Origin of the sequence: uncultured Cedecea sp. (genome assembly GCF_947498825.1) — a bacterium.
Lineage (GTDB): Bacteria > Pseudomonadota > Gammaproteobacteria > Enterobacterales > Enterobacteriaceae > JGM124.
Genome location: NZ_CANMLV010000016.1, coordinates 25185 through 40454, shown reverse-complemented (window position 1 = coordinate 40454; position 15270 = coordinate 25185). Strand labels below are relative to the sequence as shown.

Annotated in this window: 14 protein-coding genes; 2 read left to right on the top strand and 12 right to left on the bottom strand. The window is 48.1% G+C overall.

The genetic code is table 11. The features are described 5' to 3' along the window. Positions 1–14: 14 nt before the first annotated feature. The 5 genes from ftsB to cysD form a co-directional block, all read right to left on the bottom strand. Positions 15–335: a cell division protein FtsB gene (gene ftsB / locus Q1A40_RS15935; RefSeq protein WP_300001816.1), complete on the bottom strand. Its 321-nt coding sequence runs from the start codon at positions 333–335 to the stop codon at positions 15–17. Between the two features lie 173 nt (positions 336–508). Beyond that, positions 509–832: a DUF3561 family protein gene (locus Q1A40_RS15930; protein WP_300001813.1), complete on the bottom strand. Its 324-nt coding sequence runs from the start codon at positions 830–832 to the stop codon at positions 509–511. Positions 833–882: 50 nt separating this feature from the next. After that, positions 883–1488, bottom strand: a complete 606-nt coding sequence (gene cysC, locus Q1A40_RS15925; protein ID WP_300001810.1) for an adenylyl-sulfate kinase — start codon at positions 1486–1488, stop codon at positions 883–885. Then, complete coding sequence (gene cysN / locus Q1A40_RS15920; RefSeq protein ID WP_300001807.1) at positions 1488–2915, bottom strand: sulfate adenylyltransferase subunit CysN; 1428 nt, start codon at positions 2913–2915, stop codon at positions 1488–1490. The genes cysC and cysN overlap by 1 nt, the downstream gene beginning before the upstream one ends. Positions 2916–2926: 11 nt before the next feature. Further along, a complete protein-coding gene (gene cysD, locus Q1A40_RS15915; RefSeq protein WP_300001805.1) occupies positions 2927–3835 on the bottom strand; it encodes a sulfate adenylyltransferase subunit CysD in 909 nt (302 codons plus the stop codon). A 329-nt stretch (positions 3836–4164) separates the two neighbouring features. Between cysD and Q1A40_RS15910 the strand changes: the two genes are divergently transcribed. Next, complete coding sequence (locus Q1A40_RS15910) at positions 4165–5199, top strand: aminopeptidase (protein WP_300001802.1); 1035 nt, start codon at positions 4165–4167, stop codon at positions 5197–5199. 50 nt (positions 5200–5249) lie between these two features. Here the strand turns inward: Q1A40_RS15910 and cysH are convergent, their stop codons facing one another. The 3 genes from cysH to cysJ all read right to left on the bottom strand — a co-directional run bounded on the left by cysH (position 5250) and on the right by cysJ (position 9591). Then, positions 5250–5981: a phosphoadenosine phosphosulfate reductase gene (gene cysH / locus Q1A40_RS15905; RefSeq protein WP_300001801.1), complete on the bottom strand. Its 732-nt coding sequence runs from the start codon at positions 5979–5981 to the stop codon at positions 5250–5252. A gap of 83 nt (positions 5982–6064) precedes the next feature. Continuing rightward, positions 6065–7777, bottom strand: coding sequence for an assimilatory sulfite reductase (NADPH) hemoprotein subunit (cysI, locus tag Q1A40_RS15900; RefSeq protein ID WP_300001798.1), 1713 nt, complete (start codon positions 7775–7777; stop codon positions 6065–6067). Then, complete coding sequence (cysJ, locus tag Q1A40_RS15895; RefSeq protein WP_300001795.1) at positions 7777–9591, bottom strand: NADPH-dependent assimilatory sulfite reductase flavoprotein subunit; 1815 nt, start codon at positions 9589–9591, stop codon at positions 7777–7779. Before cysJ ends, cysI begins: the two co-directional genes overlap by 1 nt. Before the next feature lie 303 nt (positions 9592–9894). On the opposite strand from cysJ, the gene queD reads away from it, so the two are divergent. Next, positions 9895–10254: a 6-carboxytetrahydropterin synthase QueD gene (gene queD, locus Q1A40_RS15890; protein WP_300001792.1), complete on the top strand. Its 360-nt coding sequence runs from the start codon at positions 9895–9897 to the stop codon at positions 10252–10254. 64 nt (positions 10255–10318) lie between these two features. Here queD and queE read toward each other — a convergent pair whose 3' ends face one another. From queE to mazG, 4 genes are all read right to left on the bottom strand, one after another. Further along, positions 10319–10990: a 7-carboxy-7-deazaguanine synthase QueE gene (gene queE / locus Q1A40_RS15885; protein WP_300001790.1), complete on the bottom strand. Its 672-nt coding sequence runs from the start codon at positions 10988–10990 to the stop codon at positions 10319–10321. 150 nt (positions 10991–11140) lie between these two features. Continuing rightward, the gene (gene eno, locus Q1A40_RS15880) at positions 11141–12436 is read right to left on the bottom strand and encodes a phosphopyruvate hydratase (protein ID WP_300001788.1); all 1296 of its coding nucleotides are present in this window, start codon (positions 12434–12436) and stop codon (positions 11141–11143) included. An 89-nt stretch (positions 12437–12525) separates the two neighbouring features. Further along, positions 12526–14163 carry a glutamine hydrolyzing CTP synthase gene (gene pyrG, locus Q1A40_RS15875; protein WP_300001786.1) on the bottom strand — a complete coding sequence of 546 codons (1638 nt, stop codon included), beginning with the start codon at positions 14161–14163 and terminating at the stop codon, positions 12526–12528. Positions 14164–14373: 210 nt separating this feature from the next. Beyond that, a complete protein-coding gene (gene mazG / locus Q1A40_RS15870; RefSeq protein ID WP_300001783.1) occupies positions 14374–15165 on the bottom strand; it encodes a nucleoside triphosphate pyrophosphohydrolase in 792 nt (263 codons plus the stop codon). Positions 15166–15270 lie beyond the last annotated feature (105 nt).

Here is a 15270-nt window from a genome sequence, read left to right as displayed (position 1 = left end):
TCACTTATAGAAAATTATCGATTATTTTGCCCGGCACCCAGGTTATTTAAAGCGCGCTTAGAGGCATCCGGAACCAGACGGTAGAAATTTTCACCGGGTTTAATCATGCTTAATTCGTTGCGGGCGCGTTCTTCAATCGCTTCCTGTCCACCGTTAAGATCATCAATTTCAGCGAATAACTGATCGTTACGTGATTTTAACTTGGCATTAGTCGCCTGTTGTACCGTGACATCTTCACTGAGCCGGGCGTAATCGTTGATACCGTTTTTCCCAAACCACAGAGAATACTGGAGCCAAGCCAGTATACACAGCAACAGTAAAGTTAGTTTACCCATCCAGCCCCCTGAAAAACGGCACAATCATCCCACAACTCGTTCATTGACTCTACTGCGGGAATAAGGGTACCCGCGACATTGCGGTGAAATTTATCACAGAACGCGAGGTGATGCGCGTTTGCAACATATTTCGCTGATAATAGTAGACGAAGACAGGGTCTTTGATGAATGGATCAGGTAAACAACCATAACAGTAAGACACCAAACATCACCGCAACCAGCAGTAAGGTTGTCAGAGCGCTGAGCATCAGTTTAGCGCCGGAAAGAGAGTACATGGCAATACCAATAACCACTGATAAAGGCATCAGGGCGAGGAAAAAAGGCCAAGTATAAAGGAAGAAAAACAGCGTGTTCAGGCCATACAGCAGGAACGGCATGCCAAGCGCCAGCAGCCACGACAAAAAGCCAATAAAGGCACCGGGCAGAGACCAGGTTTTATCTTCAGGGGCAGCCCTGGAGTCAACCTGGGAAATATAATAATTCGGGCTGTTGCGCATAGCGTATTCATAACTCTGATGTCTGGGAGCATTATACTCCCAGATAGGATTCAGAGATTGATAATATCCTCCTCACGTAACAGATCTAATATTTGAGTCACTAAATTTGTTACTAATTGTTCACCAGCAAGATGCAGCTCAGGGTTTATCGGCGATTCATAAGGTGAATCAATCCCGGTAAAATGAGTTAATTCTCCGGCTCTTGCCTTCTTATAAAGCCCTTTGGGATCGCGCGTTTCACAAATTTCCAACGGCGTATCGATAAATATTTCGTAAAAATCAGCATCGCCAATTAATTCACGGACCTGTTGTCTTTCTGCCCGATAAGGTGAAATAAAGGCCGTTAATACCACCAGCCCCGCATCCACCATTAACTTAGCGACTTCGCCTACGCGACGGATATTTTCTTTCCGGTCATGCTCACTGAAACCTAAGTCGCGACACAGGCCATGACGGATATTGTCGCCATCCAGCAGATAAGTACTGATCCCCCGCGCATGCAATGCGGCTTCCAGCGCACCTGCAACCGTCGATTTTCCCGAGCCGGAAAGCCCGGTAAACCATAGTACCGCACCACGATGCTGGTGCAGCGCTTCGCGCTGCTTCTGTGTCACCGCGTGGGAGTGCCAGACTACATTATCATCATGGCTCGCCATTATTTTCCTCCCAGCAAATCGCGCGCACCCCAATGTGGGAAGTGACGACGAACTAAAGCATTCAGCTCAAGCTCAAAGGCACTGAATTCAGCAGGCGTCTGTTGTTCTCCCAGTAATGGCTCGCGCACCATACCGGCTCCGACCGTGACATTACTCAGACGGTCGATGAAAATAATTCCACCGGTAACCGGATTTTGCTGATAAGTATCAAGCACTAAAGGCTCATCAAAAGTCAGGCTGACCAGACCAATACCATTGAGCGGTAAACTGTTCGCCTCCAGATGGGTCAGAGAGTTTATTTCTACCTGATAATCAATGGCATCAACATGAGCGCGGGTTTTCTTTCCGGCAATTTTAATGTCATAGCTCTGGCCAATTTTTAGTGATTGCTCAGCCATCCACACCACATCAACTTTAGCACTCTGCACCGCTTCAAGTTTCTCGCCGGCATCAACCAGTAAATCACCCCGGCTGATATCTATTTCATCTTTCAGAACCAGCGTTATCGCTTCACCTGCGATTGCGTTATCAAGATTTCCGTCAAAGGTGACGATCTCAGCAATGGATGACTCCACTCCGGAAGGTAAGACCTTCACTCGCTGTCCCACATACACGGTTCCGGATGCCAGCGTTCCGGCATAACCACGGAAATCGAGATTCGGGCGGTTAACGTACTGTACCGGGAAGCGCATCGGTTGCCGATCAACATCCCGTGCTATCTCAACCGTTTCCAGTACGCTCAGTAAAGTTGGGCCACTGTACCACGGCATAGCCGTACTTGAACTGGCAACATTATCCCCTTCAAGTGCTGAAAGCGGCACAAAGCGAATATCCAGGTCTGACGGCAATTGTTGAGCAAAAGTCAGATAATCCTGTTTAATTTCTTCAAATCTGGATTCGCTGAAATCAACCAGGTCCATTTTATTCACAGCAACGACCAGGTGTTTAATACCCAATAAAGTGGTAATAAAACTGTGCCGACGCGTCTGATCAAGAACGCCTCTTCTGGCATCGATAAGCAAAATAGCCAGTTCGCAGGTCGAGGCTCCGGTCGCCATATTACGGGTATACTGCTCATGCCCGGGTGTATCTGCGATGATGAATTTACGTTTTTCAGTGGAAAAATAGCGATAGGCAACGTCGATGGTGATGCCCTGCTCACGTTCAGCCTGTAAGCCATCTACCAGCAATGCCAGATCCAGCTTCTCGCCTTGCGTCCCATGACGTTTACTGTCGGTATGCAGGGAAGAGAGCTGGTCTTCATAAATCTGCCGGGTATCGTGCAGCAGTCGCCCAATCAGGGTACTTTTACCGTCATCAACGCTGCCGCAAGTCAGAAAACGCAGCAGGCTTTTATGTTGTTGAGCGTGCAGATAGGACTCTACTCCGCCTTCATCAGCAATTTGTTGTGCAATAGTCGTGTTCATCTGGCGGTTCCTTAGAAATAACCTTGACGTTTTTTCAGCTCCATAGAGCCTGCCTGGTCGCGGTCGATGACGCGTCCCTGTCGTTCACTGGTGGTAGAGACCAGCATTTCTTCAATTATCGAAGGCAGTGTCTGAGCACTGGACTCAACGGCACCCGTCAATGGCCAGCAGCCTAAGGTACGGAAACGCACCATACGCTGTTGTATTTCTTCGCCAGGTTGCAGCTCAATACGGTCATCATCCACCATCATTAGCATGCCATCACGTTCAATAATCGGACGAGGAGCCGCAAGATAGAGTGGAACAATATTGATATTTTCTAAGTAGATGTACTGCCAGATATCGAGCTCAGTCCAGTTAGATAAAGGAAATACGCGAATACTCTCACCTTTGTTGATCTGGCCGTTATAGTTATGCCACAACTCAGGGCGCTGGTTTTTAGGATCCCAGCGGTGAAAACGGTCACGGAAAGAGTAAATACGTTCTTTAGCACGGGATTTTTCTTCATCGCGGCGCGCACCGCCAAATGCCGCATCAAAACCATATTTATTCAGAGCCTGCTTGAGCCCTTCGGTTTTCATGATATCAGTATGCTTGGCACTGCCATGAACAAAGGGATTAATCCCCATTGCCAGGCCTTCCGGATTACGATGAACAATCAACTCACAGCCATACTCTTTGGCGGTGCGATCGCGAAACTCGTACATTTCACGAAATTTCCAGCCCGTGTCCACATGCAGTAAAGGGAATGGTAATGTTCCTGGGTAGAAGGCTTTGCGTGCCAAGTGCAGCATCACTGAGGAATCTTTACCAATGGAGTACATCATCACCGGATTAGAAAACTCGGCAGCAACTTCACGAATAATATGGATACTCTCAGCTTCCAATTGTCGCAAGTGCGTAAGTCGATTTTGGTCCATAACCTTCCCTTAAGCGAAAAACATTACGACTGCTCGTTGTCAGCCGTTTGAGATTTAATCTAACAGGACTATAAATCGCGACTTGATCCGTTATGAAATTACCATTTGGAATGAGTCGTTCCAAAAAGTAATAACGAAATGACAAAGCTCACAACAAATTGTGCTTAACCACCTAATTTATTCAGGTTTAAACATAATTATCATTGGCTATCCACCGCGACAGTTTCATACTAGAAGGGGTTAAAAAATATCGCTCTCCGACCAGATTTTCTCACATATCATGACTCTGGACCGGATAGTGCAGAGCAAAAATGAAATAAGGATAGATCATGTTCTCCGCTGTGCGCCGCCTGCTGCTTTGTCTGATGCTGGGGTTTTATTCTGTTAGCGTTTTTTCTGCTTCCCATGCGCCTAAAATCGGTGAGATTGCCGAACAACAGACGCGATATATTGCCAGTCATTTTCCCGGTCGTATGGCCGGAAGCCCGGCTGAATTACTGATAGCAGACTATCTGATGCAGCAATTTAAATCATGGGGATACCAAAGCGATATCCGCCAGTTTACTGCGCGCTATTCCTATACCCAGACCAACGGTCAACAAAGTGAGCAAAATGTCACTGGTAATAGCGTGATTGCGGTCCATCCGGGAAAAGAACCACAACAGATTATTATCATGGCGCATCTGGATACCTGGATCCCGCTCAGTGATAAAGACAGAGACAACAATCTTGGTGGCTTATCGTTACAGGGACTGGATGATAATGCATCAGGCTTAGGGGTAATGCTGGAACTGGCGCAACGTCTGCGCAATACGCCAACCCGTTACAGTATTCGTTTCATCGCCACCAGTGGTAAGCAGCTCGCTGCTGCCGGAGCCAGTAGTGTGCTGCTACGGATGAGTCCGGAAGAGCAAAAAAATACCCTGATGGTGATTAACCTGGACAGTTTGGTCGTCGGGGAAAAACTGACTTTTATCAGTAGCGCATCAACGCCGACAGCGGTACGGAAACTCGGCCGCGACAAAGCAATCACTCTCGCGAATCAGTTTGCTATTCCGGCTGCCATCCAGCCCGATATTCTGCCAGCAAAAGAGGGTGATTTTTACCGGGAGGTAGTGTTATTTGATAATACCGGAATTCCAGTGCTTTCAGTGAGCTCTGGGCGGGTAGAGAAAAAACAGTATCTGCCGCAACAGCGTGCTGTTAGCAAGGCGTTTCCTGAAGGCACAGTACACCACCAGGCCGCCCGGGATAACATGCAGTATCTGGACAAATGGTTACCAGGGAGAATCAAGCAGCGTACGCGCGATAGCGTGAGAATTATGCTGCCGCTGGTAAAAAGTCTGGCTAAAGCAGAAAAGTAGTGCTGGTGATACCGCCCTGCCGATAACAGCAGGGCGAGTGTACTTGCAGGCTATTCATGTAACCCGCATTCACGTTTTAATCCAAAGAATCGGGTCTCTTCTTCTGCCATGCCGGGTTCCCATTTACGGGTGGTATGGGTGTCTCCTACCGATAAGTAGCCTTTATCCCACAACGGATGATATTTCAGTCCGTGATCGGTCAGGTACTGATATACGGTACGGTTATCCCAATCAATGATTGGCAGGATTTTAAACACACCACGCTGAACACCCAGTACCGGTAAATGCGCTCGGCTTCCCGATTGCTCCCGGCGCAAACCGGCAAACCAGGTTTGAGCATTAAGCTCCTGTAATCCCCGATTCATAGGTTCGACTTTGTTTATTTCATTGTAGCGAGTGATCCCTTCCACTCCCTGTTCCCAGAGTTTTCCGTAGCGAGCTTCCTGCCAGGCAGCACTTTCAGAGGCACGATAAACCTTAAGGTTCAGCTTCAGCTTTTCGGTTAATTCATCAATAAACTGATAAGTTTCAGGAAACAGATAACCTGTATCAGTGAGAATAACCGGAATATCTGGTCGCTGTCGGGTCACCAGATGCAGACATACCGCGGCCTGAATACCAAAGCTCGAAGACAGCACAAACTCGCCGGGCAAATGTTCCAGTGCCCAGGCAACGCGCTGTTCAGCGTTCAGTTTTTCCAAGTCATTGTTGACCTGCGCCAGTGCTATCGCGCGTTCAACTGATGACAATTCATTTAAGGTAGCTAAGTTCGGTAAGGACATAAGCGACTCATTTGTAACGAAAGAGTGAATGTAGCGGTCTGTTATAGCCTGACAGACCGCTCAGACTGACGACTCAGTCAGCATTAATCCCAGAGATCACGAGCGGGATCCAGCACCGGGCGGATAATACCGGCACGGATGGTGAAGTCACCAAAGCCTTCCTTTGCTTTACGTTCTTTGGCCCAGCGCTCGACCAACTCATCAATTGAGGCAAGAATTTCGGGTTCAGTAATATTTTCCCGGTACATACGCGGTATACGGGTACCGATACGATTCCCACCAATATGCAGGTTATAGCGACCAGGTGCTTTACCGACCAGACCAATTTCAGCCAGCATGGCACGACCACAACCATTCGGGCAGCCGGTTACGCGGGTTACGATATGCTCATTCGGCACGTTATGCTTTACCAGAACCTGCTCTACTTTAGTGACAAACTGAGGTAAGAAACGCTCTGCCTCTGCCATTGCCAGCGGACACGTGGGGAAGGCAACACAGGCCATCGAGTTCTCACGCTGTGGTGTAACAGCATCCATCAGGCCATGCGCTTTCGCCAGCTTTTCAATTTTTGCTTTTTCACTTTTCGGAACACCCGCCACAATCAGGTTCTGATTGGCAGTTAAGCGGAAATCTCCTTGGTGAATGCGCGCAATTTCCAGTAACCCGGTTTTTAACGGCTTATCCGGATAATCAAGAATACGGCCATTTTCAATAAACAGCGTCAGATGCCATTTATCATCAATGCCTTTTACCCAGCCAATACGATCGCCACGGCCAGTAAATTTGTAGTCGCGGGTCGGTTCAAATTTAATACCGGCACGACGCTCAACTTCCGCTTTGAAAACCTCAACCCCAACACGTTCCAAGGTATATTTGGTCTTGGCATTTTTACGATCGGTACGGTTACCCCAGTCACGCTGGGTTGTGACCACTGCTTCTGCCACCGCCAGAGTATGCTCCAGTGGAATATAACCAAATTCACTGGCAGTACGGGCATAGGTATTTTTATTGCCATGCTCAATAGATAAACCACCGCCGACCAGCAGGTTAAAGCCAACCAGTTTGCCGTTCTCCGCAATCGCAATAAAGTTCATGTCGTTGGCATGAAGATCGACATCATTTTGCGGTGGAATAACCACAGTGGTTTTAAATTTACGCGGCAGATAAGTCGGCCCCAGAATAGGTTCCTCATCTGTGGTCGCCACTTTCTCTTGATCCCACCAGATCTCAGCATAGGCCCGGGTGCGTGGCAGTAAATGCTCAGACAGCTTTTTCGCCCACTCGTACGCTTCCTGGTGAAGCTCTGACTCAACCGGATTAGAAGTACACAGAACATTTCGGTTAACATCGTTGGCCGTCGCCAGTGCATCCAGTCCCACTTCATGCAGCATTTCATGGGCCGGCTTGACGTTATTTTTTACAATTCCGTGGAACTGGAAAGTCTGGCGGTTAGTCAGACGAATACTGCCGTAGAGTGTTTTATCTTCGGCAAACTTGTCTATCGCCATCCATTGCTGGGGCGAAATAATGCCACCCGGCAAACGGCAACGCAGCATCATGGTATGACGAGGTTCAAGCTTTTGCTCTGCACGTTCAGCGCGGATATCACGGTCATCCTGCTGGTACATACCGTGAAAACGGATCAGCAGAAAATTATCGCCCTGGAAACCACCCGTAATCCCTTCTTTCAGGTCTTCTTTGATGGTGCCACGTAAATAGTTACTGTCGCGTTTCAATCGTTCGGCATCGGCCAGCTTACCTTCAACCACTAAAGGTCCGGGGTGTTTTTCACTCATTAGTAGACATCTCGCTGATAACGGCGCTCAACGCGCAGCTCACTTAAAAATTCATCCGCCGTTTCGGTATCCATGCCACCGTGTTCGGCAACCACTTCCAGTAATGCTTGCTCAACGTCTTTAGCCATGCGACTTGCATCACCACAGACGTAAATGTGGGCACCCTCTTGGATCCAGCGCCACAGTTCTGCACCTTTTTCGCGCAGTTTATCTTGTACGTATACTTTATGTTTTTGGTCACGAGACCAGGCAAGATCGATATTGGTCAGTAAGCCATCTTTCGCATAGCGCTGCCATTCGACCTGGTAGAGAAAATCTTCAGTGAAGTGCGGGTTGCCAAAGAACAACCAGTTTTTACCGCTGGCACCGTCGTTGTCACGCTGCTGCATAAAGGCGCGGAAAGGTGCAATACCGGTACCCGGACCAATCATAATGACCGGTGTTTCTGGGTTGGCTGGCAAACGGAAGTTATCGTTATGTTCTATAAACACACGCACTTCCCCCTCTTCTTCAAGGTGGTCAGCAAGGAAACCAGAAGCGCCGCCAGTACGGGCACGTCCTTCGATTTCATAGCGTACAACCCCGACAGTAATATGCACTTCACTTTCTGCTTCGGCCTGTGAGGAAGCGATAGAATACAGGCGAGGCGTCAGCGGGCGTAACAGACCGATAAGTTGCTCAGCGCTCAGTTCGGCTGGCGCAAAACGAACCATATCGACGATCGGTGTGGTTTGCGCATAATGTTGCAATTTCGCTTTATCCCCCACCAGCTCGAGTAATTGAGTATTTCGGGTCAACTGGGCGTATTGTTCAACGATATTGGCGGTATTAATGGTCAGTTCAAAGTGTTCTCTCAGCGCCTGACTCAAAGGAAGCGTTTTCCCCTCAACCTGAACACTTTCATCACCTTTCAACCACAGCAGTTCGACCAGTTCTTTCACCAGTTCTTGAGAGTTATTATACCAGACACCCAGTGCATCTCCTGGCTGATAACGCAGACCCGAATCCCCAAGATCGATTTCAAAATGGCGAACATCTTTATCTGAAGCGCGTCCGGTTATTTTTTGATTAGCGGCAAGCGTTGCTGTCAGAGGTGACTCTTTTGTGTACAACTCGCTATGAACGGTGGACTGATTTCCTGCGATAGCAGCCGCTGTTGTCGGCGCCCCGGCAGGAACACGCGCTTTCAGTCGAGTCACCAGATTATCACGCCAAGTTTTTGCCTCAGCCTGATACTCAACATCAGCGTCAACTCTGTCTAACAGGCGTTCTGCGCCAAGCTCAGCCAGCCGGGTATCAAAGTCTTTACCCGCCTTGCAGAAAAACTCATACGACGAATCCCCGAGACTAAAGACCGCAAAGGCACTGTCTTCCAGCCGAGGGGCTTTTTTCGAGAACAAGAACTTATGTAGCGCAACGGCTTCTTCAGGCGTTTCCCCCTCCCCTTGAGTGGAGGTGATAATAATCAGCAGTTTTTCCTGCGCGATTTGCTTGAATTTATAGTCCCCGGCGTTCACCAGGTTCACTTTAAGATCTGCTGCCAACAGCTCATCACGTAATTGCTCGCTCACACGTCTGGCGTTGCCGGTTTGCGAAGCTGAAATCAAAGTAATGGTCGGAGTCTCAGCAACCGCGACAGCGGCTGGCGCAACAGCCGCACCTGGCGCCAGCGCCTGTTGATTCACAACGCCCCAGAAATAACCTGACAACCAGGCCAGCTGGGTGTGGGAAAGGTCGGTTGTTGCCGCCTGAAGATGAGCCAGCTGTTCCTGATTCAAGGGCAGCGTCGTGGTCGGTGGAGCCTGAGTTGTCATGCGTTTTAGGATTCCGGTAGCTGAGACGAAAAAGGGCTTATTAAAGGTAATGGCACTAAATTAACGAGTGAGTTAACAACAATTAAAGACAGGATAGCAATAACAAATAACCAAAATGACTAACCGTATTTTTAGATAAGGTATAGCGGTAAAACAGGTTAATTAACCATATGATATTTATTGTTTTTTTTGAGTGTTATGCATATTTTAACGATGACAGAGAAACTGAAAAGGTTTAGTTAATGCGAAAAAAACTGCTTTCCGTTATCATCCGCTCGTTTTTAGCTTTTAGAGATATGTTTTATGTCCACCACCTTATTTAAAGATTTTACTTTCGAAGCTGCTCACCATCTCCCCCATGTTCCGGCTGGTCATAAGTGCGGTCGCTTACATGGCCATTCGTTTATGGTACGGCTGGAAATTACCGGGGAAGTCGACCCCTTTACTGGCTGGATTATGGACTTTTCTGAATTAAAAGCCGCATTTAAGCCCATCTATGACAGACTGGATCACTTCTATCTGAATGATATTCCAGGCTTGGAAAACCCAACCAGCGAAGTGCTCGCACAATGGATTTGGCAAGAAATGAAACCAATTCTGCCTCTGCTCAGTGCAGTGATGGTGAAGGAAACCTGTACGGCAGGTTGTGTCTATCGGGGATAGAGCTGACCCCGGATTAAATAAGCGCTGGCAAAGTAGCAGACCTTTGCCAGCAGATATCGGAATATCAGGCAATATTTAGGTATTTATGTGTCTGCATTGAAAGTCGCCAGTTGCGGGCAATACAAGTTTCAATACACAGCCGGGTCGCATCTTCTTTCTGGCTAATTGGCTGTAAGGCAATGATGCGATTGGGGGCTTCTGGCAAAGCAGTAAGGAGTGAGTCCAGCGCTTCAATATCACGTACCCGCCCCACCGGATGCTTTATTTCATTCGCGCGTTCCAGCGCCTCTCCCAGCACGTCAAAGCCACCACGCATATTCACCTTCGGTGAAACCGTCACCCAGGTATCTGGGGTGCAAAGAACTTGATGCGTACCGCTGGTTTCTATCTGGCAGCTAAAGCCGTTAGCTTCCAGCAATTGTGTCAGGGGGGTTAAGTCATAAAGACAAGGCTCACCGCCAGTAATCACGACATGCCGTGCGGTATAGCCTTGTCGTCCCATAACAGCCAGCAACTCTTCGGCACTGGCCCCAGACCATTTATCGCTTTCTTTAGTTTTGGCCAGCACACTAAACAACGAGATTTCACGAGAAGCGAGTTTATCCCAGGTATGCTTGGTATCACACCAGGCACAACCTACCGGACATCCCTGCAGACGAATAAAAATGGCAGGCACGCCAGTATAAAATCCCTCCCCCTGGAGGGTCTGGAACATCTCGTTTATCGGATACTGCATAATCATTCCACTTTTATCTTAAAAGTTGATTATCGCAGAAGCAGGCTCAGAGATCATGGGTAATGCGCCCAGGCATGTAAGCAGGTATTTATTATGACGAAAAAAAACCCGCCGAAGCGGGTTTATCAGGCTAAAAATTAACGGCGCAGATTACTGGCCTTTAACTTCTTTCAGACCGTTGAATGGTGCTGCATCACCCAGCGCTTCTTCGATACGAATCAGCTGGTTGTACTTGGCAACACGGTCAGAACGGCTCATAGAACCAGTTTTGATCTGGCCTGCTGCAGTACCAACCGCGAGATCTGCGATGGTTGCATCTTCAGTTTCGCCTGAACGGTGAGAGATAACAGCGGTGTAGCCTGCATCTTTCGCCATTTTAATCGCAGCCAGAGTTTCGGTCAGAGAACCGATCTGGTTGAATTTAATAAGGATTGAGTTAGCAATGCCTTTCTCAATACCTTCTTTCAGGATTTTGGTGTTGGTTACGAACAGATCGTCACCTACCAGCTGAATTTTGTCGCCCAGAACTTTGGTCTGGTAAGCAAAGCCAGCCCAGTCAGACTCGTCCAGACCGTCTTCGATAGAAACGATTGGATACTGTTTGGTCAGCTCTTCCAGGAAGTGAGTAAACTCTTCTGAAGTGAAGGCTTTGTTACCTTCGCCAGCCAGAACATATTTACCGTCTTTGTAGAACTCAGATGCTGCGCAGTCCATAGCCAGAGTAACGTCTTTACCCAGCTCATAACCAGCGGCTTTAACTGCTTCAGCGATAACAGCCAGAGCTTCAGCATTTGAACCCAGGTTTGGAGCATAACCACCTTCATCACCTACAGCAGTGTTCATGCCTTTAGACTTCAGCACTTTTGCCAGGTGGTGGAATACTTCAGAACCCATACGTACGGCTTCTTTCAGAGTTTTAGCGCCAACAGGCTGAATCATGAACTCTTGGATATCGACGTTGTTGTCGGCATGCTCACCACCGTTGATGATGTTCATCATTGGCAGAGGCATAGAGTATTTACCCGGAGTACCGTTCAGTTCAGCGATATGAGCGTAAAGTGGCAGGCCTTTAGAGGCAGCAGCAGCTTTAGCAGCGGCCAGAGAAACAGCCAGAATCGCGTTAGCACCAAATTTAGATTTGTTCTCGGTACCGTCGAGATCAATCATGATTTTATCGATGTTAGCCTGATCTTTTGCATCTTTACCGATCAATGCTTCAGCAATTGGGCCGTTTACAGCGCCAACTGCTTTCAGGACACCTTTACCCAGGAAACGAGACTTGTCGCCATCGCGTAGTTCCAGAGCTTCACGGGAACCAGTAGAAGCACCTGATGGTGCAGCAGCCAAACCTACAAAACCACCTTCCAGGTGAACTTCAGCCTCAACAGTCGGGTTACCGCGGGAGTCAATGATTTCACGACCGATAACTTTCACAATTTTGGACATAATCAGTTTTCCTCAAGTCACAATGTTAAACTAAAACTCCAGACAAACAACGCGCGATAATGTCGCGCGTTGTTGTTCTAACTCTCTGCCTACTTCACCTGGCGCTTCTGGTACTCACCGGCTGCTTTCACAAAGCCTGCAAACAGTGGGTGACCGTCACGTGGGGTCGACGTGAATTCCGGATGGAACTGGCAGGCAACAAACCATGGATGATCGGGAATTTCGATTATCTCTACCAGTTGGTCATCACCAGAACGACCTGCAACACGAAGACCTGCGGCTTCAATCGGCTTCAACAACATGTTGTTGACTTCATAACGATGACGATGACGCTCAACAATCGTTGGCTCATTGTACATCTGGCGAACCAGGCTACCGTCAACCAGCTGGCACTGTTGGCCACCCAGACGCATGGTTCCACCTAAATCGCTGCTTTCAGTACGCACTTCCACGTTACCGTTCTCATCGCGCCATTCGGTGATTAATGCAACCACCGGATACTTACAGTCTGGCACAAATTCTGTAGAGTTGGCATTTTCCATGCCAGCAACGTTACGTGCGAACTCAATCAGAGCTACCTGCATCCCCAGGCAAATACCGAGATAAGGGATTTTATTTTCACGCGCATAGCGTGCGGTAGCGATTTTGCCTTCTACGCCACGGTAACCGAAGCCACCCGGGATAAGAATAGCATCCAGCCCTTTTAAGATATCAACGCCACGCGTTTCTACATCTTGCGAGTCAATCAGTTTGATATTCACTGTCAGACGATTTTTAAGTCCGCCATGTTTCAGTGCTTCAATGACTGACTTATACGCGTCTGGCAACTCAATATATTTACCCACCATACCGATGGTGATCTCACCGGTTGGATTAGATTCCTGGTAAATAACCTGTTCCCATTCGGTCAGGTCGGCTTCCGGACAAGTTAAGCTGAATCGTTTACAAATATAATCGTCCAAGCCCTGTGATTTCAACAGTCCTGGAATTTTATATATAGAATCGATATCTTTCAGAGAGATTACCGCTTTCTCCGGGACGTTACAGAACAATGCAATCTTGGCACGTTCATTCGCCGGTACGGTACGATCGGAACGACAGATTAAAACATCGGGTTGAATACCAATCGACAGCAGTTCTTTAACAGAATGCTGAGTCGGTTTCGTTTTCACTTCACCCGCTGCTGCCAGATAAGGCACCAGGGTTAAATGCATGTAGAGCGTGTGCTCCCGGCCGACTTCGACCGCCATCTGGCGAATCGCTTCAAGGAATGGCAGAGATTCGATATCACCGACAGTACCGCCGATTTCGACCAGTACCACGTCATAGCCTTCGCCACCTTCCAGGATACGCTCTTTGATCGCGTTAGTGATATGAGGAATAACCTGTACGGTTGCTCCCAGATAATCACCACGGCGCTCTTTGCGCAACACTTCGGAGTAGATGCGACCGGTCGTAAAGTTATTACGGCGGCTGGTTTTGGTGCGAATAAAACGTTCGTAGTGACCCAAATCAAGGTCGGTTTCAGCGCCGTCTTCAGTAACGAACACTTCCCCATGTTGAATAGGGCTCATGGTACCCGGATCGACGTTGATGTACGGATCGAGTTTCATGATGGATACGTTGAGGCCACGGGCTTCAAGAATAGCTGCGAGAGAGGCTGCGGCAATGCCTTTACCCAGAGAGGAAACGACCCCGCCGGTCACAAAAATATAGTTCGTTGTCATGCTGAACCTGAGAAGTTAGGTTTAAAGACGATGGAGTACCAGGACGGGAAAACAGTATACCCGAACAGGGCAGACGCCACAAATTTTCATTTGTCAGCAAAGGCTCATCGCTCGGTAACCAATTGTATTCTTAGCGAAAAATGATTAATACTTATTCTATTTTACGCTTGGAGGTGTCATCACTCGAATATACTGTTATCTATCGCCCATTTATTTCAATTTTTCCTGACGTTTAACTTGCTGCCAGGCCTCTTCCATCACATCCAGGCTGGTTTCTTCCATCTTCAAACCCTGCGCCATAATGATAGCTTCAACCTGTCGGAAGCGAGACTCAAATTTACGGTTTGCTTTTTGCAGCGCCGTTTCTGCCTTAGTCCCCAAGTGGCGTGCAAGATTGACAGTCGCAAATAGCAAGTCGCCAACCTCTTCTTCTAGTTTATCTTCATCAACTACCACTTGCCGCGCTTCGCACATGACCTCGTCAATTTCTTCATGCACTTTGTCCAATACCGGACCAAGGGTTTTCCAGTCAAAACCAACGGTGGAGCAGCGTTTTTGAATTTTTTGTGCCCGCATCAACGCCGGGAAAGCTTCAGGAATATCATCAAGCACGGAATGCTGTGCTTTTTGCTCCCGCTCTCCACGTTTGATATTTTCCCACTGAGATAACACCTTTTCACTGGTGTTGGCCCCACTATTAGCGAAGATGGGAGCATGTCGCCGCTCCAGTTTGTCACTAATCGCCTGACAGATATCCTCAAAACTAAATTGTTCTTGTTCCTTGGCTATCTGGGCGTAAAACACGACCTGAAACAGTAAGTCACCCAGTTCTTCACGCAATCCATTGATATCATTACGGTGAATAGCATCCAGTACTTCGTAAGTCTCTTCCAGCGTGTAGGGAGCCAACGTTTCATTGGTTTGTACTTTGTCCCACGGACAACCGTTCTCGGGATCTCGCAGACGCTGCATAATACCGAGCAGACGGTTTAACTGACTCATGATAAATCCTTAAAAAATACGTCGGTCATGATAATACTGATGGTATATATCCTAAATAATTCGAGTTGCCTGCAGCAGCCCCCAGACAACTCGAAGTATGACGGA